The organism is Actinomycetospora sp. C-140, from assembly GCF_054796175.1.
This window is the reverse complement of the sequence record NZ_JBTWNF010000029.1, coordinates 1-19,729: the sequence shown is the minus strand read 5'-3', so window position 1 is coordinate 19,729 and position 19,729 is coordinate 1. Positions and strand designations below refer to the sequence as shown.

At 68.9% G+C, this 19,729-nt stretch carries 26 protein-coding genes and 1 tRNA gene; 11 read left to right on the top strand and 16 right to left on the bottom strand.

Annotation, left to right across the window (positions count from 1 at the left end; genetic code table 11):
* Positions 1–26: 26 nt before the first annotated feature.
* Complete coding sequence (locus ACR9E3_RS31255; protein WP_460384906.1) at positions 27–1,538, bottom strand: hypothetical protein; 1,512 nt, start codon at positions 1,536–1,538, stop codon at positions 27–29.
* 1,115 nt (positions 1,539–2,653) lie between these two features.
* On the opposite strand from ACR9E3_RS31255, the gene ACR9E3_RS31250 reads away from it, so the two are divergent.
* Positions 2,654–2,800: a hypothetical protein gene (locus tag ACR9E3_RS31250; RefSeq protein WP_460384904.1), complete on the top strand. Its 147-nt coding sequence runs from the start codon at positions 2,654–2,656 to the stop codon at positions 2,798–2,800.
* Here ACR9E3_RS31250 and ACR9E3_RS31245 read toward each other — a convergent pair.
* On the bottom strand, positions 2,778–3,326 hold the full coding sequence (locus ACR9E3_RS31245) for a hypothetical protein (protein WP_460384903.1): 549 nt from the start codon (positions 3,324–3,326) through the stop codon (positions 2,778–2,780). The two genes, ACR9E3_RS31250 and ACR9E3_RS31245, sit on opposite strands and share 23 nt — an antisense overlap.
* Positions 3,327–3,414: 88 nt before the next feature.
* Between ACR9E3_RS31245 and ACR9E3_RS31240 the strand changes: the two genes are divergently transcribed.
* Together ACR9E3_RS31240 and ACR9E3_RS31235 are read left to right on the top strand one after the other, a co-directional pair.
* Complete coding sequence (locus ACR9E3_RS31240) at positions 3,415–4,566, top strand: serine hydrolase (protein ID WP_460384951.1); 1,152 nt, start codon at positions 3,415–3,417, stop codon at positions 4,564–4,566.
* A gap of 12 nt (positions 4,567–4,578) precedes the next feature.
* A complete protein-coding gene (locus tag ACR9E3_RS31235; RefSeq protein WP_460384902.1) occupies positions 4,579–5,061 on the top strand; it encodes an ArsR/SmtB family transcription factor in 483 nt (160 codons plus the stop codon).
* Between the two features lie 22 nt (positions 5,062–5,083).
* Here ACR9E3_RS31235 and ACR9E3_RS31230 read toward each other — a convergent pair whose 3' ends face one another.
* Entirely contained in the window at positions 5,084–5,620 is a 537-nt protein-coding gene (locus ACR9E3_RS31230; protein ID WP_460384901.1) for a CGNR zinc finger domain-containing protein, read from the bottom strand.
* An 86-nt stretch (positions 5,621–5,706) separates the two neighbouring features.
* Between ACR9E3_RS31230 and ACR9E3_RS31225 the strand changes: the two genes are divergently transcribed.
* Positions 5,707–6,537 (top strand): alpha/beta fold hydrolase, encoded by an 831-nt coding sequence (locus ACR9E3_RS31225; RefSeq protein ID WP_460384899.1) that lies wholly within the window; start codon positions 5,707–5,709, stop codon positions 6,535–6,537.
* Positions 6,538–6,743: 206 nt separating this feature from the next.
* Positions 6,744–7,016 (top strand): hypothetical protein, encoded by a 273-nt coding sequence (locus ACR9E3_RS31220; RefSeq protein WP_460384898.1) that lies wholly within the window; start codon positions 6,744–6,746, stop codon positions 7,014–7,016.
* Between the two features lie 74 nt (positions 7,017–7,090).
* Here ACR9E3_RS31220 and ACR9E3_RS31215 read toward each other — a convergent pair whose 3' ends face one another.
* Positions 7,091–7,879: a carbon-nitrogen hydrolase family protein gene (locus tag ACR9E3_RS31215; RefSeq protein ID WP_460384897.1), complete on the bottom strand. Its 789-nt coding sequence runs from the start codon at positions 7,877–7,879 to the stop codon at positions 7,091–7,093.
* A gap of 20 nt (positions 7,880–7,899) precedes the next feature.
* Between ACR9E3_RS31215 and ACR9E3_RS31210 the strand changes: the two genes are divergently transcribed.
* Positions 7,900–8,646, top strand: coding sequence for an arylamine N-acetyltransferase family protein (locus ACR9E3_RS31210; RefSeq protein ID WP_460384896.1), 747 nt, complete (start codon positions 7,900–7,902; stop codon positions 8,644–8,646).
* A 1-nt stretch (position 8,647) separates the two neighbouring features.
* Here the strand turns inward: ACR9E3_RS31210 and ACR9E3_RS31205 are convergent, their stop codons facing one another.
* Together ACR9E3_RS31205 and ACR9E3_RS31200 are read right to left on the bottom strand one after the other, a co-directional pair.
* Positions 8,648–9,067, bottom strand: coding sequence for a DUF4395 domain-containing protein (locus ACR9E3_RS31205; protein WP_460384895.1), 420 nt, complete (start codon positions 9,065–9,067; stop codon positions 8,648–8,650).
* Positions 9,064–9,489, bottom strand: a complete 426-nt coding sequence (locus ACR9E3_RS31200) for a TlpA family protein disulfide reductase (RefSeq protein WP_460384894.1) — start codon at positions 9,487–9,489, stop codon at positions 9,064–9,066. Before ACR9E3_RS31200 ends, ACR9E3_RS31205 begins: the two co-directional genes overlap by 4 nt.
* 99 nt (positions 9,490–9,588) lie before the next feature.
* Here ACR9E3_RS31200 and ACR9E3_RS31195 point away from each other — a divergent pair, with 99 nt between their 5' ends.
* Both ACR9E3_RS31195 and ACR9E3_RS31190 read left to right on the top strand, forming a co-directional pair.
* Positions 9,589–9,972, top strand: a complete 384-nt coding sequence (locus ACR9E3_RS31195) for a hypothetical protein (protein WP_460384950.1) — start codon at positions 9,589–9,591, stop codon at positions 9,970–9,972.
* Positions 9,973–10,019: 47 nt separating this feature from the next.
* A tRNA-Thr gene (locus ACR9E3_RS31190) sits at positions 10,020–10,096 on the top strand.
* A 23-nt stretch (positions 10,097–10,119) separates the two neighbouring features.
* Here ACR9E3_RS31190 and ACR9E3_RS31185 read toward each other — a convergent pair.
* From ACR9E3_RS31185 to ACR9E3_RS31150, 8 genes are read right to left on the bottom strand one after another with little or no spacing between them, the layout of a single operon-like run.
* Positions 10,120–10,455 (bottom strand): hypothetical protein, encoded by a 336-nt coding sequence (locus ACR9E3_RS31185; RefSeq protein ID WP_460384893.1) that lies wholly within the window; start codon positions 10,453–10,455, stop codon positions 10,120–10,122.
* A complete protein-coding gene (locus tag ACR9E3_RS31180) occupies positions 10,448–11,698 on the bottom strand; it encodes a tyrosine-type recombinase/integrase (protein WP_460384892.1) in 1,251 nt (416 codons plus the stop codon). Before ACR9E3_RS31180 ends, ACR9E3_RS31185 begins: the two co-directional genes overlap by 8 nt.
* Positions 11,698–12,237 carry a helix-turn-helix domain-containing protein gene (locus ACR9E3_RS31175; protein WP_460384891.1) on the bottom strand — a complete coding sequence of 180 codons (540 nt, stop codon included), beginning with the start codon at positions 12,235–12,237 and terminating at the stop codon, positions 11,698–11,700. The genes ACR9E3_RS31180 and ACR9E3_RS31175 overlap by 1 nt, the downstream gene beginning before the upstream one ends.
* Complete coding sequence (locus tag ACR9E3_RS31170) at positions 12,234–12,458, bottom strand: hypothetical protein (protein ID WP_460384890.1); 225 nt, start codon at positions 12,456–12,458, stop codon at positions 12,234–12,236. Before ACR9E3_RS31170 ends, ACR9E3_RS31175 begins: the two co-directional genes overlap by 4 nt.
* Positions 12,455–13,702, bottom strand: coding sequence for a hypothetical protein (locus ACR9E3_RS31165; protein ID WP_460384889.1), 1,248 nt, complete (start codon positions 13,700–13,702; stop codon positions 12,455–12,457). The genes ACR9E3_RS31170 and ACR9E3_RS31165 overlap by 4 nt, the downstream gene beginning before the upstream one ends.
* Positions 13,699–14,055: a WhiB family transcriptional regulator gene (locus tag ACR9E3_RS31160; RefSeq protein ID WP_460384888.1), complete on the bottom strand. Its 357-nt coding sequence runs from the start codon at positions 14,053–14,055 to the stop codon at positions 13,699–13,701. The genes ACR9E3_RS31165 and ACR9E3_RS31160 overlap by 4 nt, the downstream gene beginning before the upstream one ends.
* Positions 14,052–14,474, bottom strand: a complete 423-nt coding sequence (locus tag ACR9E3_RS31155) for a hypothetical protein (RefSeq protein ID WP_460384886.1) — start codon at positions 14,472–14,474, stop codon at positions 14,052–14,054. The genes ACR9E3_RS31160 and ACR9E3_RS31155 overlap by 4 nt, the downstream gene beginning before the upstream one ends.
* A gap of 18 nt (positions 14,475–14,492) precedes the next feature.
* On the bottom strand, positions 14,493–14,831 hold the full coding sequence (locus ACR9E3_RS31150; RefSeq protein WP_460384884.1) for a hypothetical protein: 339 nt from the start codon (positions 14,829–14,831) through the stop codon (positions 14,493–14,495).
* A gap of 244 nt (positions 14,832–15,075) precedes the next feature.
* Between ACR9E3_RS31150 and ACR9E3_RS31145 the strand changes: the two genes are divergently transcribed.
* From ACR9E3_RS31145 to ACR9E3_RS31135, 3 genes are read left to right on the top strand one after another with little or no spacing between them, the layout of a single operon-like run.
* Positions 15,076–15,873 carry a GntR family transcriptional regulator gene (locus ACR9E3_RS31145; protein ID WP_460384883.1) on the top strand — a complete coding sequence of 266 codons (798 nt, stop codon included), beginning with the start codon at positions 15,076–15,078 and terminating at the stop codon, positions 15,871–15,873.
* On the top strand, positions 15,870–16,676 hold the full coding sequence (locus ACR9E3_RS31140; protein WP_460384881.1) for a PP2C family serine/threonine-protein phosphatase: 807 nt from the start codon (positions 15,870–15,872) through the stop codon (positions 16,674–16,676). Before ACR9E3_RS31145 ends, ACR9E3_RS31140 begins: the two co-directional genes overlap by 4 nt.
* A gap of 35 nt (positions 16,677–16,711) precedes the next feature.
* Positions 16,712–17,104, top strand: a complete 393-nt coding sequence (locus ACR9E3_RS31135) for an NUDIX domain-containing protein (RefSeq protein WP_460384880.1) — start codon at positions 16,712–16,714, stop codon at positions 17,102–17,104.
* Here the strand turns inward: ACR9E3_RS31135 and ACR9E3_RS31130 are convergent.
* Together ACR9E3_RS31130 and ACR9E3_RS31125 are read right to left on the bottom strand one after the other, a co-directional pair.
* A complete protein-coding gene (locus ACR9E3_RS31130) occupies positions 17,101–18,756 on the bottom strand; it encodes a UvrD-helicase domain-containing protein (RefSeq protein ID WP_460384949.1) in 1,656 nt (551 codons plus the stop codon). The genes ACR9E3_RS31135 and ACR9E3_RS31130 overlap by 4 nt on opposite strands.
* A 35-nt stretch (positions 18,757–18,791) precedes the next feature.
* Positions 18,792–19,729 (bottom strand): ATP-dependent nuclease (locus ACR9E3_RS31125; protein ID WP_460384878.1); only part of this gene is annotated, 938 nt, incomplete at its 5' end.

The following is a 19,729-nucleotide window of genomic DNA, read 5'->3' as shown; positions in this document are numbered from 1 at the left end:
TCGCTCGAGTCTGCCCAGTTGACAACTTAGCTGATCGCGGAAAGCCGAGCACCGACCTCGGCCTCGAAACGGTCAAGCGACGCCTCTGCGATGGAAGCACTTGCCTCAATCTCCCGCCTCACCGCTGCTAGTACTGATGCAATTTCAACCACTCGACTGGGGGGATTGGCGAAGATTCTCTCTTGTTCGACAAAGATTGACTCGACGGTAGTGAAGAATCGAAGAAGCGCGTATACGCGATCGATCTCGCCAACTACGGAGGAATCATCGTGGCGAGGGCGCATAGACTTGAGGGAGGCGCGAACCCGCCAGTCGTGCAGCAGCTCGTGCAACTCCACCTCGACGCTTGTCGCGTCCGCCGACGCCGAGGCGGCCGCCAACTTGAACGAAGCCTCGATGAGACTGCGCGCTTGATGGTCTATCATGTCGCGCACCAAGCGATTCAGTTCGACATTTCCTCCCAGATCATAATTGACCTGTGCGAGGGAGCGTCCCGCACGGAGCGCCTCGCGGGGCAACCCACCAGACAGCACATAGCACAAGAGTGCTTGCATATCAGTGATGCTTTCGCCTCGGTGTCGGAGGAGGCTCCGCACCTCAAGGTATTCCATCGGGCTCACGCTCTCGATTGTGTCAAGTGAGCTGTCGAACGCATCACGAAGCTCGACGCCACGGCGCACGAATCGCGTCCACGCACTACTGGAAACACTAACCAAGAACGAGCAAGAACGAATAACAAACAACTGCTTCACGCTATTCAGGAAGTTCTCGGTAGGCGTCCCCTCTTCTAGCTTATCCATCTCGTCTATGCACACGCAAATTCGGTAACCGACATCCTCGAGTCCTGACGCGAGAGTTCGAAACTCGTCGACAAGGTCGCTCTCGGTCAGCGGGAGCGCGTTTAGGCTGCGTTGATTGGAGCGCTTGTATCCAGCCTTTCCTACGGTGAGCGAGCCCTCCTTCGTTGCACTGATCGTCTCGCTGTAGCGTAATCTTTCTAGGACTTTCTGGGCATTGAGTGCCGCAGCTAAACGGAGAGTTCTGAGCCGTGATTGATCCGCAAAGTCTTTGGCCATTGTTCGGCCCGATGGCAGTGACGTGTGGAATCGGTGAGCCACCCTGAAGGAGCAGAACACAGAGGCGATGCCGAACAGGATCAATCCGACAGACAAATGAACGGGTGACCACTGCCATTTCTCGGTCGAATCTGACCCCAGCATACTTCGCCAGTTGGCGGCCGATGTGTGGTTAAGTAGGGTGAGGAGGCCGGCGCCCATGAGCACTAGGCCGAAGAAATAGACAGTCAGGTACTTAATCGAAGCGATCCGCCGCTTCCGTTTCCGAAGCTCGTCCTGGCCTGGTACGGCCTCGGCGAGGCGACGCAGCGCGAGCTTCAGGAACTGAATTCCGTCAAAGGCAGCGGGTACCGAAATTAGGACGCCGATTGTGCCACCGTTGTCGATCGTTGGCTGGCTAGTGGAGTCATTGGAGAAAGACCTCAAGACCTCGGACTTGCCGACACCTCGCTCGCCCGTCACGCCGACTGTGGCGCCGCCCGTCCTAAGCAGGTGTAGCTCTACCGACGATCGCGACGGAGTGTCAATCCGTTGATCTTCGAGGGCCCTGCTTGACAGATGGGAAGCTTCCTCGACCTGAACCCGATCGTCGAGGGTATCGCAAAAGTCCGGCATTACGGCTGTTCGGACGCACCTACTGATGAGCGAGCGTAGCCGCCGGTCGAGGTCGGTATTGGACGCAGAGAGCTCTGCCGGCGCGTTCGTGACTCCAAGCTGGCGCCGCCTTCTCGACCGCAGGTAGGGTGGGATCCAGAAGCCTAAGATCGCACCGTATAGAGTCGCCGCAACTGTTAGGCCGGGTTCATCTAAGGAGAGCTGAACAAGCAGGGCAATCGAGACGAGTGCAAGGATCACCATGATCGCACTTGCCATCGTGCCACGCGAGATGTGTCTAAACGACGAGAGTCGGTCCTGGCATCGGAGAACATCGTGAGCGGAGGAACGGAGGCCTGAAGCCTGATGAGCCGCGAGTACTTGGTTCCGACACAGCTCTCGTACGGCCTGCGTGTCGACGCCCTCGATTGCGACCAACTTCTGGCACCAGGACTGCTCGATGAGTTGTTGAACTCGGCAGATCAGTAGGACTTGGGCCTCGTCCTTCCTCTTTGGGTCATCCGCCATGCGAGAAGGAGGGATTGCTATATCGGTGTCAACTTCAGCCATTGATTTCCCCCCAAGATGTATCGTTGCGACATGTCGGCACTGTCCGGATGGCGACTCAAGTTGAAGGAGCGTCGCCTGAGTCGCTGCTACGTTAGGCCCAACGTGAGCCAAACTTTCTGTACATCGACAGGCATAGGATGCCGCTAGACGGGTGAACTTGCGCAGCATCCAGGTGAATGCTTCGCCTGCTGCACCGGTTCCGCGGCCTTACTATCGGGGCGCACGGGTAGGGCGGTCTGGAGGGAACACCGATCCGCCAGGTGTTCTTGCCGATCGGCACCGACCCCGAGCCGAGTGGGTTGCGGGGTTCGCTGTGGCGGTTGATGCCCCATCTCCCTTTATTGGGGGATATAGATGGCGGTTTGTCTGCGGCGGCGAAGTCGCATACCGATCGGTCTAGATATTGGGCCAGTGTGCCGGACGGTCGTAAGCTCTGGAACTGCGAGCGCCCACTACTTAATGGTGGCCAGTCGGTCCTCGCCTGCCGCGACGCCCTCACCGCGAACGTGAAGCCCGAGATCGCGATCGACGCGCTCGTCACGGCGCTGCGGGCGGGCTGAGCCGTTCCCGCAGCCCGGCGGCCATCCCGGCGATCGTCAGCCCGTCGAACGCGTCGCCGACGGTCTCCGCGAGCCGGACGTGCTTCACCGGCCCGAGCCGCAGGCGCAGCAGGACACGCGTGCCGTCCGGGATCGCGCGCAGGGTGATCGACCACGAGACCTGCGTGCGGCCGCGCTGCGAGCGGTGGACCAGGACGTCCGGCGGCTCGATCGTGTCGACGACGAACGTCTCGTCGCGCCCGCCGTAGTCCGGGATGACATCGCCCGGCGCGAGGTGCTGCCAGCGGTCGTCGATCCGGCGGGCGGCCCGACGTCCCGGCGGGACCAGCCTCTCGACGCGGGACGGGAGGTACCAGCCCGCGCGGCGCTTGCCGAGCTGGACGATCCACGGCCACACGTCCGCGGGCGCCCCGGGCACGGTGAACGCCCGGTCCATGACGACGTCGGCCGGGACGACGAGATCGTCGCCGCGCCGCGGCTCGCGGACCTCTGCCGGGGTGGCCGCGACCGCATCGAAGAGACCCACGCCGCCATCCTGTCGCCCGGGAGGGATGGCGGCCGGGTGTGCTAGCTTCTCCGTTGTGCCGGAATTTCGGAATAACGGATTCGTGGCGATGGTGCTCGCCGCCGCACTGGTCCTGCCCGCGGCGTGCGCGTCCGGCGCCTCGGGCGAGGGCCCCGGCACAACGGTCCCCGCGGCGTCGGTCCCCACGAACCCGCCGCGTCCGGCCGACTGCGCCCGGGCGCCCGCCGCCGACCCCACGACGGCCGGCGGCTGGCTGGGGCTGCTCGCGGCGAAACCCGACGACGTGGGCCTCGTGGTCGACGACGGTCGCGGCACGGTCGTCTCGCACGCCGCGGACCGGCCGATGCCGTTGGCGTCGGCGGCGAAGGTCGTCCACGTCGCGGCGTACGGGCGGGCCGTCGCCGAGGGTCGTCTGAATCCGGACGAGCCGGTCCGGGTCGGCGACTGGGAGAACTGGTACCTCGCGGCCGACGCCGGCGCCCACGCGCAGGCGCTCGACGTCCTCGGGATCCCGCGCCGCGGCGTCGTGGGGGCGGTCGACCCGAACCGCACGGTCACGGTCCAGCAGATGGTGGCCTCGATGGTGCAGGTCAGCGACAACGCCGCCGCGGACTGGCTGCGCGAGCGCCTCGGCGACCAGGCGCTCGTCGACGCGGCCGCGGCGGGCGGGTGGTACGGCCTCGACCTGCCCTCGGAGCTCGGCGCGCAGCTCGCGCTCGTCCGGCCGCGCGAGGCGCCGCCGGTGACCGCGCCGCGCGCCGAGCGCGGCGCGGCGGAGCTGGCCCTGGCGCGGCGCTTCGCGGCCGACCCGGCGTTCCGCGACGACTCCCGGCGCCGCCTCGTGGCCCAGGCTGCGGACACCGAGGCGTACCTCCTCGAGAGCGAGCGGTGGGCCCGGTCGACGTCGACCGGGTCGTCCGAGCAGGTCGCCGGGCTCTGGCGCGCTCTCATCAGCGGCACGTTCGGGGCCGGGGCCAACGTCGCCCGGGCCGAGCTGGAGTACGCGGGACCGCGACCGGACGGGCAGGTCCGCGCGTTCAAGGGCGGCTCGTTCCCCGGGATCGGCACGATGGCGCTGAGCGTGCGCCGTCCCGACGGCACGCTCGGCATCGGCGTGCTCCTCGGCAGGGGGTTCCGCCCGACCGCCGACCTCACGGAGGTCGGACTCGCCCAGCTCCGCTTCCTCGCCGGGGCCGTGGAGGACCCCGCCGAGCGCTCCCGGGTCCTCTGTTCGGCCTGAGACGATCGCGCGATGCCGGACGCCGACCCCGACCCGCGTCTCGAGGCCCTCGAGGCGCGCGTCGCCGCGCTCGAGGAACGCTCCGGACACCGGCCCGCCGCGGACGAGCCGGCCGGCGAGGCGGGCGAGGTCGGGTACCACGGCGCCGTGCGCCTGCAGGAGGACGCCGGCCCGATCACGTGGACGATCGGCTACGACGCGGCCGCGACCCTCGACCTTCCGGCCGGCCCGGTGAGCGAAGTCCTCGCGGCGCTCGGGCACCCCGTCCGTCTCGCGCTGGTCCGTCGCCTGCTCGCCGGACCGGCCGGTACGCACGAGCTCGTCGAGGCCACCGAGCTCTCCTCCAGCGGCCAGCTCTACCACCACCTGCGCACGCTGACCGCTGCCCGCGTCGTGGAGCAGGACGGGCGGCGCTACCGCGTCCCGCCCACGGGCGTCGTCCCGGTGCTCGTCGCCCTCCTCGCGGCGGCCGACCTGTCGGGAACCCTGCGCTGACCTGCGCAACTGACAGAGAATGTCAGTTTCCGCCCGCCTTCTGCCGCGCGCGGTAGGCGGCGACGTTGGCGCGGTTCCCGCAGAGGCCGGGCATGCAGTAGCGCCGTCGGCCGGGCCGGCTGGTGTCGATGAAGACGCCCGAGCACGTGTCCGACGCGCAGTCGCGGAAGCGCTCCGGCCCCAGCGTGCGCAGCGCGCCGAGCACGCCGACGCCGGCGAGCAGGGCGAGCCGGTCGGCGAGATCGGCGTCCGGACGCGGCCGGGCGGACCACTGCAGCCGCCTGCGCTCGTCGGGCACGAGGCCGACCGTGCCGAGCCCGGGGGCCACCAGGTCGGCGGCGCCGTCGGCGAGCTCACCGGCGTCACGCCGGTCGAGCACCGCGCGCAGGCGGGAGCGCAGCTCGCGCACCGCCGCCAGGTCGCCCATCGACGGCGTCTCGGTGATCCCGTGCTCGCCGAGGAACGCGGTCAAGGCGGCGACGTCGGGGAGCTGGTCGTCGCCGTGCCAGACGCCGGGCGCGGTGTTCACGAGCTCGGTGGCGAGCCCGGCACCCGCCACGTAATCGTCAAATAGCGCTTGCAACCCTTACGCACCTCTCCTACGGTAAGGCTCAAAGCGAGAGTTTAACCCTGTGGAGGTGCACCGTGACCACCGATCTCGCGACCTGGGCGCTGCGCGACCGCGTCGCCCTCCCGACCGGGACGATCGCCGTCGACGTGCTCGGCGCCGACCGTCCCGGCACTCCCGTCGTCCTCACCCACGGCACGCCGTCGTGGTCGTACCTCTGGCGCCACGTCGCGCCCGCGCTCGCGCGGGAGCGCCCGGTCCACCTGTGGGACCTGCCGACGTACGGGGACTCGACCGGTGAGCGTCCGTCGGTCGACGGCCACGCCCGGACGCTCGCTGCCCTCGTCGCGCACTGGGGTCTCGACGCGCCCGTGCTCGTCGGCCACGACATCGGCGCGGCGACGACGCTGCGCGCGCACCTCGTCCACGGTGCGCCGGCGAGCGCGCTCGTCCTCGCGGACGCCGCGGTGCTCTCGCCGTGGCTGACCGGCGCCACGCAGCACGTGCAAGCGCACCTCGCGACGTACCGGGAGATGCCGCCGCACCTCTTCGCCGCGATGATCACCGCGCATGTGCGCACGACCGTCGCCGGCACGTTGTCCGACGAGGCGGAACGGGCCTATCTCGACCGCTACGCCGGCCCCGACGGCCAGCAGCGCTACCTCGACCAGGTCGCGGGCTTCAGCGAGGACGACACCCGCGACGTCGTGGCCCGCCTCGGCGAGATCGCCGTGCCGACCGACGTCGTCTGGGGCGCCGAGGACACCTGGATCGCGCCCGCCGCCGCGTCGACCCTGTGCGACGCGATCCCGGGCGCCCGCCGCCACCTCGTCGCGGGCGCCGGCCACTTCCTCACCGAGGACGCCCCGGAGGCGTTCCTCGCCGTGCTCGAGGAGGTGCTGCCGTGAGGTACGGAGAGGTGCGCGTCACCCTCGCCGACGGACAACTGACGCACCTCACAGGCGTCTTCCGAGATGTAACACCCTCACGTCGCCGCCGGCACGCGGCGACCGATCTGGAGCACTGCACGATGAGCTCGCCCACGCGGCCCGTTGCCCCCGACACCACCGTCCCCGCGCCCCGCCCGGGTTCCGACGAGGCTCCCGTCCTCGTCGTGGCTGCCCGACCCGATGCCACCGGCCTCGCGGCCGCGCAGGTCCTCGCCGACCGGATGGGTGCCGACGCCACCCACAGCGGCGCCCAGGGCCTCGACGCGGCGGTGCGTGCCGCCGCGAAGGTGATCGTCCTCGATCCCGGCGCCGTGCGCGCCCGCCTCACCCGTGACCGTGCCTTCACCGCCCCGGCGGCCGCGGGGGCCCGGCGCGACCTCATCACCCGCCTCGCGCCCTACCAGAACCGGGTGCGCTGGATGAGCCGCCCGGCGTAGGTGCGCCTCCGGCGCCTGTGAGCACTTCGGAGTGCTCCGGCACTCCGAAGTGCTCACGAGCGGCGTAGCCGCACCTAGAGCCGGCGGTTCGCCAGGACGGGGAGAGCGGCGCGGACGTCAGGGATCTGCTCGGGGTCGACATCGACGACCAGCAGCCCCGGCTCCGCGCCGAGCTCGTCGAGCGTCACGCCGAACGGCGAGGCGGCGAGGCTGTGCCCGACACCCCGGGGGGCCTTACCGGCGTCGATGCCGCGGCTCGCCGGGTCGGCCTGGTCGGCAGCGAGTACGAACGTCGTCGCGTCCAATGCCCGCGCCCGCACGAGCAGCTGCCACTGCTCGACCTTGCCCGGCCCTGCGCCCCAGCTCGCCGGCAGCAACGTGACGGTGGCGCCCTGGTCGGCGAGGGCGCGGAAGAGCTCGGGGAAGCGGATGTCGTAGCAGGTCGCGAGCCCCAGCGTCGTCCCGTCGACGGTGACCGTCAGCGGCTTCACCCCCGGCGCGACCGTGTCCGACTCGGCGAAGCCGAACGCGTCGTAAAGGTGGATCTTGTCGTAGGCGGTGTCGACGCCCCGGCCCGTGACGAGCAGCGTGTTGGTCACCCGGCCGTCGTCGGTCGGGGTGAACATCCCGGCGACGACGAGCACGTCGTGCTGCGCGGCGATGCGCCGGACCTCGCCCGCCCACGGCCCGCCCACGGGTTCGGCGACGGGCTTGAGCGACACCCCGAAGCGGCACATGGTCGCCTCGGGGAACACCACGACCGTCGCGCCCTGCTGGGCGGCGAGCGCGGTGTGGTCACGGACCAGCTCGAGGTTCTCGGCCGGATCGTCGGTCGCGAGGATTTGGGCGAGGGCGACGCGCATGACCCGTGTATACCGGGCGCGTGGACGCGACGAACTACCTGATGCGGATCGGTGCGGCGGCCGACGATCCGCTCGACGTGCTCATGCGCCGTCATCTGCAGTCGGTCCCGTTCGAGAACGTCTCGATCCACGAGCGCGACGCGGTGCCGCTGGAGGACGAGGCGCTGGTCGGGAAGGTCGTCGACCGGCGCCGCGGTGGGTTCTGCTACGAGCTCAACGGGGCGTTCGGCTGGCTGCTCGGCGAGCTCGGCCACGAGGTCGCGCGGTGCTCGGCCCGGGTCGCCACCCCGGACGGGCTCTCCTTCCCGGGCGACCACATGGCGCTGGTCGTCGACGGCCACACGCTTGTCGACGTCGGCTTCGGCCGCTTCGCCGTCGGGCCGATCGACCTGGACTCCCGCGCCGACCAGCCCGACCGGTCCGGCGTCTTCACCGTCCGCGACGCCCCGGACGGGGAGCTCGACGTGTGGTGGGGCGAGAGGGCCCAGTACCGCCTCGATCCGCGCACCCGGTCGCTGCGGGACTTCGTCCCGATGGCCTGGTGGCACCGCACGTCGCCGACCTCGCCGTTCACGCGCGAGGTGACGTGCTCGATGCTGACGCCGACCGGCCGCGTGACCATCTCGGGTCCGAAGCTCATCGAGACCGCCGACGACGGGACCCGCACCGAGCGCACCCTGACCGCCGGCGAGCAGCGCGACGTCTACCGGGACGTGTTCGGGATCGTGCTCGACGAGGTCCCGACGCCGCTCTGCCCGCTGCCGTAGTTCAGCGGGCGGTGCGCACCCGCGCGAGCAGCCCGTACACCTCGCAGCCCAGGCAGAAGCCGAAGGCCGCGTTGAGGAAGGCCGCCGCGAGCGCGAAGGCCGTCGCGACGATGCCGAGCGCCGCGGCGCCGGACAGGTAGCCGACGGCGGCGACGGCGGTGAACACCAGGCCGACGGCCTGCGAGAAGCGCACCGGCGCCGCGTCCTCCCGCTCGCTCGGCGGGCCGAGGCGCGGCGCGAGCAGCACCCGGTAGAGCACGCCGTAGGGCGAGAACCGCATGCCGGCGACGACCGGGATCGCGAACACCACCGCCTGCAGCACCGCGAGCGCGCCGCTGCCGGTCAGCAGGATCGCCGCGAGGACGACGGTGGTCACCGCCGCGGCGAAGCGCACGCCGCGCGGGTCGAGCTGCTCGGTCATCGGGTCTCCTCGATCCGCAGGGCGGCGATCAGCTCGTCCCGCCGCGGGACGCCGCCGACCCGCAGCAGCTCGGTGCCGGTGCGGTCGAAGGCGACGGTGGTCGGGGTGCGCATCACCGACAGGGCGCGGGCGACCTCCGGCCGCTCGGCGATGTCGACGTCGACGTGGCGGACGCCCGCGTGCTCGGTGGCCAGGGCGTCCAGCTGCTCGCGGGTGCGGTCGCACGGCGTGCAGATCGGCGACGAGAGCTGGAGCAGCAGGACGCGGTCGTCGGGGTCGGGCACCGTGCCGGCGAGGTCCCAGCCGTGACGTTCCCGCGTGGCCGCCGACCGGATCGTGCCGTTCCGGCGCTGCAGCACCAACCCGGCGGCCGTCGCGACGGCCAGCACGACCACGAGCACCACCGCGCCGATCACGCTCACGATCGCGGCAACCCTCCGACCGGCGCCGATGTTCCCTGATCGCGGTGTATACCGGCCGTCGTGGCGGTGGCGACGGCGGCGACGTTCATCTGGCTCGGCATGGTGGCGGCGATCTCGTTCCTCGAGGCGCCGCTGAAGTTCCGGGCTCCCGGCGTGACGACGGTGATCGGCCTCGGGATCGGGCGGCTGGTGTTCCGGGCGCTGAACGTGGCCGAGGTGGTCCTGCTCCTCGCCGTGGTCCTCGGTGCCCTCCTCGGTGCCCTCCTCGGCGGCGTGCCGGGGGCGGCGGGCGTGCTGATCGCGGTCCTCGTCGTCCTGCTGATCGTCCAACTGGCCGTCGTCCGCCCGCGCCTCAATCGCCGCTCCGACCGCGTCCTCAGCGGCGAGAGCGGCCCGCGCTCGCGGCTGCACCTGGTCTACATCGGCCTCGAGATCGTGAAGGCCGTCGCGCTCGTCGTGCTCGGGGTGCTGCTGCTGGCGTGACCCGCCTGCTCAGCGGCACGGGCGCCTGCCCTACACTCGTGACCACTGCCGCCTTAGCTCAGTCGGCCAGAGCAACGCACTCGTAATGCGTAGGTCGTCGGTTCGATTCCGACAGGCGGCTCCACCCCTGACCAGCAGGTTTCCCCCTCAGGAAGCCTGCTCCCGGTCGGCGTCGTTGCAGTTGTCGTTGCAGTTCCGTTCACAGCCGGCCTCGACGCCGGCGGCGTAGGACCGGCGCATCAGCGCCGCGAACGTGGCGACCATGTGCGTCTCCCAGGCCGCGACCCACGTCAGGCAGCTGCCCTCGTAACCGCTGAGCTCGACCTCGGCCAGCGCCTCGAGCAGGACGGCGGTCTTGCGCTTCCGGAGCCGGTTGCGGTGGGTCTCGGCGTTCTCCCAGCGCTGCCGGAACAGCGAGCGGTCCTCGCGGTCGTAGGGCGGCGTGAGGCGCAGCGGCGGTTCCTCGATCGGGCGCTCAGGCATCGTCGCCCCACAGCGCCGAGTCCATCCGCCGTGCCGCGTCCCGGGCGACCTCCGAGCCGATGTGCGTGTAGCCCTGCGTGGTCCGGACGTCGGAGTGGCCGAGGATTTCCTGCACCGCGCGGATGTGTACGCCCTGGGCGACCAGCAGCGTCCCGGCGGTGTGGCGCATGTCGTGGACGCGGACCTCGCGTACGCCGGCCTCGCGCAGGATCGTCTTCCACTCCTCCCAGTCGCGGCGGGGATCGACGGGGCAGCCGGTCTCGGTGGCGAACACGAGGTCCTGGTCGTGCCAGCTCTCGCCAGCGCGTTCCCGCCCGAGGTCCTGCGCGGCCTGGTGCTCGCGCAGGGCGTCGACGAGGCGGGTCGGCAAGGTGACGGTGCGCCGGCTCTTGCCCTTGGGGCGGCGGAACACGAGCCCGCCGCCGTAGCGCTGCGGGCAGGCGGTGGCGTGGCGCCGGCAGTCCTTGGGGCAGGTGGGCCGGTGCAGGCGCTCGCCGCACACGTGCGGGTCGTCGCAGCCGTGGCGCCAGCGGTTGCGCTGGAGCTGCCACCAGACCTTCACATCACCGGTCTCGAGGTCGACGTACTCCCACCGCAGCCCGAGCGCCTCGCCCTGGCGCAGACCCGCCGACAGCGCCACCGACCAGCGGGTCCCGTTGCGCAGTTCGGCCGTGGCCGCGAGGACCTGCCGGGCTTCGGCGAGGGTGAGCTGCTGCTGCTCGACCTCGGGCGCCGACGGCGGATCGACCAGGAGCGCGACGTTGCGGTTCACGTGCCCGCGCCGGTGAGCGATCTTGAGCGCGCGGGACAGGATGCGGTGGGTCTTGAGCACCATCGACGGCGCCCGGCCGGCCTCGAGCATCACCGCGTAGAGCCGGTCCAGGTGCTCGGGCGCGAGACGGTCGAGCCGGTGCCGCCCAAGGTTCGGGATGATCCAGTTCGTGGCCTGCGACCAGTACGCGTCCAGCGTCTTGGGCGTGACCCGCTGCGGGGCGATCGTGTCGAGGTAGGTGGTCATCCACGCCGCGACGGTCGGCGCGCGACCGGCCTTCTTGGTCTCACCGCGCGCCCGGTCCTGTTCGAGCTTGCGGACCTTCGTCGTGACGCCGGCCTCGGTCGTGGCCTGAAGGTGGCGGCGGTCGAGCCGGCCGTCCGGCTTGTGCCCGACGGTCACGTAGCCGTGCCAGTAGCCGTCCGCGCCCTCGAAGACCGAGGAGCGCTGGTTGGGCTTGCGGGTGCCCATCACGCCGCGCCCTCGGAGAGCCGGGCCACGTAGTCGCGGACGGCCTGGTCGGGGACGCGGCGGCTGCTGCCGATCTTCACCGACGCCAGCTCGCCGGCGTTCATCAGCCCGAAGACCCGCGAGCGGCAGATGCCCAGCAGCTCGGCGACCTCTTCGACGCGCCACAGGTACTTGGTGGTGTTCACGGTGCTGTCCTCCGGGTCGGTCGGGCTCAGGTGGCCGAGGTGGTTGTGGGCGCGGTCGAGGTGGCCGGCGAGCACCTCGAAGACGTCGCGGGCGTCGTTCAGACCGGCGCGGGCCTGGCGCAGCGCGTGGATCGGGTCGCTGCCGCGGTCGTCGCGGTAGTCGACGGGGTCGGCGGTGTGCAGCGGCCGGGCCACGTGCTCGAGGAGCTGCGGGAGCCGGTGCGCGAGGTCGGTCAGGGCCTCGACGACGGCGGAGGTGTCGGGCGCGGTGAGCGCCGTGCTCATCGCGGCGTGGTTGGCCGCGCGGACGGCGCCGGCCGCGGTGCCGACGTGCTCGGCGACGGTCGTGGTCATCGGGTCTCCTCGGGGACGTCGGCGGCGCGGTCGGTGGCGGCGCCGAGCTGGTGGGCGAACTCGCCGGCGCTGCTCGACACCGCGGGCCCGAGGGTCGGGAAGGCGGCGAAGAGCAGCACGAGGGTCACGACGCCGGACACGAGCGCGGGGGCGGCGCGGTGGCTCTTGATGAGCAGGGCGGTGACGAGGCCGGCGATGACGACGATGGCGAGCAGGTTCACGACTCGGCCCGCCGTCCGAAGCGCTGAACGCGGTCGACGTACTCGCCGTACTCCCCGAGGTACGGGACGCGGATGCGCTGGCAGTCCCTGCCAAGTCCTGACAGGTACGCGACGCCGGGATCGGCGTTGGCGTGCCCCTGGCCCAGCGCGCGGGCGTCGGTGCCGTGGAGCATCTCCAGCGAGTCCGCCGGAACCCTGAAGCTCATCCTCAGGGCGAACTGGTCGCGCGCGTAGCCGCCGCCGACCGCGGTCGCCTCGAACCGCTGGGCCAGCATCAGCACCCGGAACGCGGCCTTGCGCCCCTCGCTCAGCAGCCGGAGCACCGCGGTGCGGATGCGGTCGCCGACCGGCACGCCCTCGCCGCGCTTGGGCCTCGGTAGCGCGTCCGCGGCGCGCAGCAGGCCGGGGAACTCCTCGAGCGGGACGAGCACCGTGGGGCACTCCACCGAGGGCACGATCTTGTCGCGGCGCGGCGGGATGGTCGCGAGCCGGCGGTCCATCTCGGCCACGAGGTCCTCGAGCAGCACCGCATGCGCCGCGATGTCGGCGGTGCCGGTGACCTGGTGGGCGCGGTGGATCGTGCCGTCCCATGCGCGCCCGAGCAGCAGCCCGGTGATGTCCGAGCCGGCGACCAGGACGTCGGGCGCGGCGGCGAGCTGGGAGAGCAGCCCGTAGGTGAACACCGACTTCCCGGAGCCGTTCATGCCCTGCACGGCCACGTGCGCCGGGTCGGTGATCGCGTGGCCGAGCGTGACGCCGTCCTCGGTGCGACCCAGGACCACGGCCTCCCTCCCGGAGGCGACAACGGCCGGCGGGAGGCCGAAGCCGTCGCGCAGCGGGTCGGCGTCGAGCAGGTGCAGCCGCACCCAGCGGCCCGCGATCGGCTCGACCCGCAGCCCGTGCGCGCCGAGGGTGTGCGCGAGCCGTGGCCCGTTCTCCTTGGCCGTGAAGTCGCACGGCTCCTGCCCGGGCAGCAGCTCCACCGTCAGCGACGTGGGCGGGCCGACCCGGACCTCGCCGACCCGCGGGGTCCGGATGGTGACGCCGGCGGCGACCTGGACGTAGTGGCAGATGCTCAGGCCGGTACACGCCTCGCGGAACGCGCCGCGGACGACCTCGGCGTAGGCGACGATCGACACCTCGTAGTCCCGGCGGGCCTGGCGCTCGCGCAGCCGCCCGAGGAAGCCCGGCCCGGCTCTGCCGCCCGGCGCCCGCTCGAGGGCGTGGGTCTCGGACACGGTCACGCTCCCTTCTCCTGGCAGGTGGGGCAGACGGACCCGTCGACCGCGGGCACGGGGAACAGCAGCGAGCAGGCCGCGCACGCCGGCTCCCGGTCGGCGATGGGGTCGGGGATGCCGGCGAGGCGCTGGCGCCGGATGGCGCGGCGCTCAGTGGGCGTGGTGGCGGCCCAGATGCCGTTGTCCTGGCCGGTGTCGAGCGCCCAGGTCAGGCACTCGGTCTGCACCGGGCAGCGCCCGCACACCGGCCGCACGGCGCCGAGGTGGCGGGCGACGATCGGTGCGGTGTCGTCGCCGGTGGGCGGGAAGAACAGCTCGGGGTCGGTGTCGCGGCAGGCCGCCTGGGTCTGCCAGCTCATGACGCCGCCGCCTCTGACTGGGCGGACTGCGTGGCCGCCTCGTTGCGTCGCTGGCGCGGGGTCGTGGAGGCGAGGGCGCGGACCTCCTGGCAGCGGTACCAGACCTGGGCGCCCGTGACGTTGCCGTTGCGGTCCTTCTTGTCCATCACGCCGATCTCGAAGCCGACCAGCTCGACCGGCGTGGCCGGTGCGAGGTCGTCGGCGGGGGCGCGCTCGGCGACGAGCCCGACCTTGATGATCTCGTTGGTGGCCCGCCCGAACTGGCGGAACCGGGCCACGAGCTGGGCCTCCCACTTCGGGAGCCCGTCCTTGGTGGTCTCCTGCCGGAACGCGTCGCCGAACGCGGTCTTGGGCTCGCAGGACAGGAACAGCAGCGACTCGAAGGTCGCGGCCTGGTCGATGGCGAAGTTCTGGATCATGGCTTCTCCTGGGGTTGGTCAGGCGGGCACCGGTCGGTGGCCGAGGTGGGAGAGCGCGGCGTGGCCGCGTCCGAGGGCGCGGCCGGCTCCGAGTAGCCCGGCGTGGCCTTCGCCGAGCCAGGCGATGAACTCGACGAGGCGCTCGCCGGGGTCGCGGCCGGTGTCGTCGACGAGGCCCGCGGTGCCGTTGGCCAGGGCGCAGCGCTGGGCGAACAGCACGACCTGCGGGAGCCGGTCGACCAGCGTCACGACGGAGCCGAGTGCTCCGTAGAGACCGACCACCTCGACGAGCCCGTCCCGGGCTGCGTGGTTGGCCAGCCGCACCGCCTCGGCGCCGTCGTCCAGTGCGGCGATCAAGGGGCCGGTCCGTCTTGCTGCTTCCGGGCGAGGCGCCAGTCGGCCGCCGGGTCCGGAGTCGTCATCCACCTGCACGGCGATCTCCTCACACATACGACGTCGGACGTCCGACGTCCTGTGTGTGGAAGGTAGCACGCGCCGAAGGCAACGCAAGTAGGACGTAGGACGTCCTGTCACTAGAGTGGTGACTGGCCGGCAGTAACAGGCACTGACCGGCACTGGTGAGCACGAGGAGGGACTCGCGGTGGCGCTCGAGGCGGCGAAATCGCAGTACCGACAGGTCGCTGACCTGCTGCGCGAAGGCATCGAGCGCCAGGACTACGCCCCGGGCTCGACGCTGCCGGCGGAGTCCGAGCTCGCCGCGGAGTACGGCGTCTCCCGCGTGACCATCAACCGAGCGGTGCAGCTGCTGCGCGGCGAAGGGCTCGTCCGCGTGCTTCGGGGACGGGGCACCGTCGTCCGAGCGATCCCGCCGATCCGACGCAACAGCAGCCGGCGCTACGCCCGCAGCTCCCGCGAGGAGGACGGCAGTCGCGGAGCCTTCGACTTCGAGATCAGACGCCTCGGACTCAAGCCGTCGACCAAGCTGGCCCAGCTCGGGCAGGTCGCACCCCCGGAGACCGCGCGCGAGGTACTGGGGCTCGAGGTCGGCGAGATGGTGCTCATCCGCAAGCGCGAGATGTTCGCCTCCGACGAGCCCGTCCTGCTCGCCACCTCATACTTCCCGTGGGACCTCGCCGAGCAGGCCGGAGTGACCGACGTCGACACCGGCCCGGGTGGGACCTACTCGCGCCTGGCCGAGATCGGCAAGGGCCCGGTGAGGTTCACCGAGGACGTGCGAGTCCGGACCCCGTCAGCCGCCGAGGAGCGCTTCTTCGCGCTCTCCGAGACCCAGCAGGTCTACGAGATCGTCCACATCGCCTACCTCGAGGACGGCACGGCCGTGGAGTACCGCGAGGACGTGTTGCCGACCTACCAGTGGATCATGCACTTCGAGTGGAACGCCGAGAACGACAGCGCGGCCCAGGAGGCCCAGCAGTGAGCGCCACCGGTCTGCACGTCATCAGCGCCGAGCTCCCGGCCGGGGACGCCCCCAACGAGGACCGGGTCCGGGTCGGCACGAACGCGGTCGTCGTCCTCGACGGGGCGTCGGGCAGCGACACCCGGGTCACCGTCGCCGACTACGTCGACCACCTCGCCGGCGCCCTCATCGACGTCCTGGACGCCGAGCCGGACGTCCCGCTGCCGCACGCCCTCGCCGATGCCATCCGCTCGACCGTCGCCGCGCTCCGCCTCATGCCGGGGGAGTCGCCGTCCTCCACAGTCAGCATCGCCCGCCGACGCGGCGACGAGGTCCACCTCCTCGTCCTGGGCGACAGCCCCATCTACCTCGGCCCCGACGGCGACCTGTTCACCGACGACCGCCTCGCCCGTCTCGACCTACCCAGCAGGACGAAGGCTTACAAGCGCCTCCGCCAAGGCGCCGGCTACGACGAAGCGCACCGCGAGCTCGTTCGAGCCGTCCGCGCCGAACAGTTGCCGCTGCTCAACGAACCTGGCGGCTACTGGATTGCCGAGGCCAGGCCCGAGGCCGGGCACGAGAGCGTCACCCGCACCGTGCCCGCGGACTTGCCATGGCTCGTGATGCTCACTGACGGCGTCGACAAGCCGCTCCGCCACCTAGGCATCCCAATTGACGACGTGGCGCAACGCACCCGCGTCCAGCTCGAGGACCTGCTCCGCGAACTCCACGAGTGGGAAGAAGACAAGGACCCGGCCGCTCTTGAGCTCCCACGCTTCAAGCAACACGACGACAAAACAGCTGTTGTGGTGACCTCTCATTGAGTTCAACGCCGCTTCACTCAGTTTCCGTAGCTGGCGTGGTCTTCAACGATCACGGCGAGGTCCTGCTTGTTCGTAGGCGAGATAACGGGCAGTGGCAAGCACCGGGCGGGGTCCTCGAACTCAATGAGACGTTTGAGGAGGGCGTGGCTCGGGAGGTACTCGAAGAGACCGGGGTACTGGTCGAGCCAACCCATCTGACCGGCATCTATAAGAATATGGTCAGAGGCGTCGTCGCGCTGGTATACCGGTGCCGTCCCGTATGCGGCGAACCCGCAACTTCCGACGAGAGCATTGAAGTGGCGTGGGTCGACCTGCACGAAGCGGTGTCTCGAATGGCACCGGCGTTTGCCATACGAGTCGAGGACGCAGCTCGGTCGCTCGGAACTTCAGTATCAAGCCGTGCGCACGACGGAACCAATTTGGTCTAGGCTTTCGAGTCGCCTCCGTCTTCATCATCGTCGACCTCGGACTCCACGAAATCTAGGAAGCGCTGGTTGACTCTCGGACTCGCATCCCATCGACGTGTTCGATAGGGCGGCAAGTCAGATGGAGCGGGACGCTGGCCAGCCGTTGTGACGACTAGCGAGTGCTTTGCTCTAGATATGGCAACGAAGAAGGTGCAGCGGCCGGTCTCGTCGTCTGGGTAGAAGCTCTGTTCGGCACCAATGACGTAGACTGTTTCGAACTCTAGGCCTTTTGACTTGTGGACCGTCAAGATTCTAACAGCCTCTTGCGCTCCGAATGCTGCCGCGCAAGCTGCGTACGTACCCTCCCCTGTGAATCCGGCTTCGAGCATGTCGACGATCTTGCCATACGTTCTGTTCAGGAAGTCGCCGAACTCGTAACTCGGTGAAAGTGCTCGAGTGGCTGGCCCGCCGAATCGCTTCAAGAACAGATGCACAGCCCGACGGACGGTTTCGAAGTCGGCGCTACCCTCCGGATCAAATCTGGCTCTCCATCCTTTGATGTAGCGGTCCCATCGATCTCGAGTACTGTACTCACTCTCCTCGTCGAGCTCCGTCTCTATTAGCGCGCCCATAAGACGCGAGTAGGAGTCCGGTGCCCTCTTGGTCAACACCACCAGCAAGAAGTCGCTGATGAGAGTGAAAAGCGGCTCAGATATAAGGTCTTGCTGAGCCTGCTCGTTTCGATAGGGGACGCCGTGCGCTTCAAGGAGTCGCATCAACTCAGCGAGGTATAGGTGGGGCTCCCGAGGAACGATGACAGCTATCTCTGAAGGAGCAACGCCGAGCTCGATCCTAGAGCGGATATCCCTGACAAGCGCGTCGGCCTCATCGTCGCTATTGGCGAACGATGGCGCCCGAACCTCGCCGTCTACGCCCGCGAGTACTGCGACAGGCAGTGCCGCTTCGGGCTCCATTAGCTCGACCATCAGGTTGTGCACTCGACGAATGCGTACCGCTGATCGATGGTTTTGATACATGTTCAACGCCCGAGCATCGAAGTCGGTGACGAACTGCTCGAACACACCTTCCATAGCGCCTGCGAAACCCATGATCCTCTGCTTTGTATCCCCAACTGCCGTGAGGGTACAAGAAGAACCTAGGAAGGCTTCCTTAATGAGATCATATTGCTGTTGCGTACAGTCTTGAAATTCGTCCAAAAGTACATGACTGTAAGCTTGCCTGAGCGCATTTCTGGCGTAAGTACTTGTGCTTAGTATCTTGGTTGCCAGCGGGATCATCTGCGAGAAGGTGATCTGATCAGGAGGATTGCTCGTGTCGCCGATTGTGAAATCGGCCTTGAGCGGGTAGCTGCTCTGCAGCGCTAGACGGTTGCGGTCGAGCAAACGCTTCGCGAAAGCGTGGAACGTTCGACTATCGAGTCGCATAGCAAAGGTCGACCCACATCGTAGTCTCACACGATCTGCTAAGTTCCTACTTGCGTCAACTTTGAACGAGATCGCTAAGATTCTTCTTGGGAAAGATGAAGTGTTCGTTCGAAGGAGAAAGTCTGTACGTTGAGCAAGAAGTTCGGTCTTCCCGGCGCCTGGCCCGGCGGTCAAAGCTAGGGACTGGGCCTGCTCACGAACCGCAGCGTCGGCGTTCGGCTCCAACACGATCCCGTCGGCCGGCTTCCAATCCAGAGGGTGGATCACTCGGGTAACCGCTCTAGCGAGGCCTGCACATTCCCCAGCATGCGCGCGAGCGACCTCGGGGTAGATTTGCGTATAACCCTGTCGGTCATTTCGGCGAGAGCTGCGAGGTGCGTTGTCGGTTTACTTCCAAGCTGAAAGAGCTCATGATATTTGCCAAACAACTCCTTCTCGTTGTCGTGGTACTTGTTTGCGGAGCTGTCTCCCGCCTTGCCCAGTACGGCCTTTATGAGGTCAGGTGCTGGCGGCTCCAGCGGAGCGTGGGCCTCATATTGATCGTCGAACGCACGTAGCATTGAGAAGTCTAGGTCAAGCGGCGCAGAGAAGAAGACGTTGTAGCGCTCCAATAGTTCGATTAGCTCCCGTCCTAGCCACGAATCGGTGACGGATTCGCTAGCGTTCCACCGCGGAAGCTCGTCAAGAAGCGATTTCTGGGCTCCGAGGCCCTTCTCTCGGTACTGTTCGAGTTGCTCAAGCGCATATCGAAGCCGATCCCAGCCAGCGCGGAACCTCCCGCTGTCGAGGTCAAGTAGCGTGATGTGTGGGATATCAAGATCATTCAGAAGGCGCCAGAAGTGATTTACGTGTCGCCCACCGAGAGGAGTTACCGTGATCGACGACTCGTCGTCGCTAAGACCGTTCGCAGCAAGAAGGCGAGGTATGATCACTTCCTCGGTGTCTCCCTCTCCAAGGACTACGAGACGAGCAAAGTACAGCTCTGGGTAGGCTTGGACAGCTTGGCGAACGTACTTGTACTCGGCCTCGTCGTCGGTAGGAAGGCTGATTTCCCGCACGGACGTAACACGATGAGCGTCGAGCCTGAGATACCTGACCGACTCTGGTGCGACTCGGCGCAGCATGGCCGGCGAGTGGGTCGCGACGACAGCCTGTGCATCAGGCCGGCGAGCGAAAGACTGCAGACTGCTGATGACGCGAC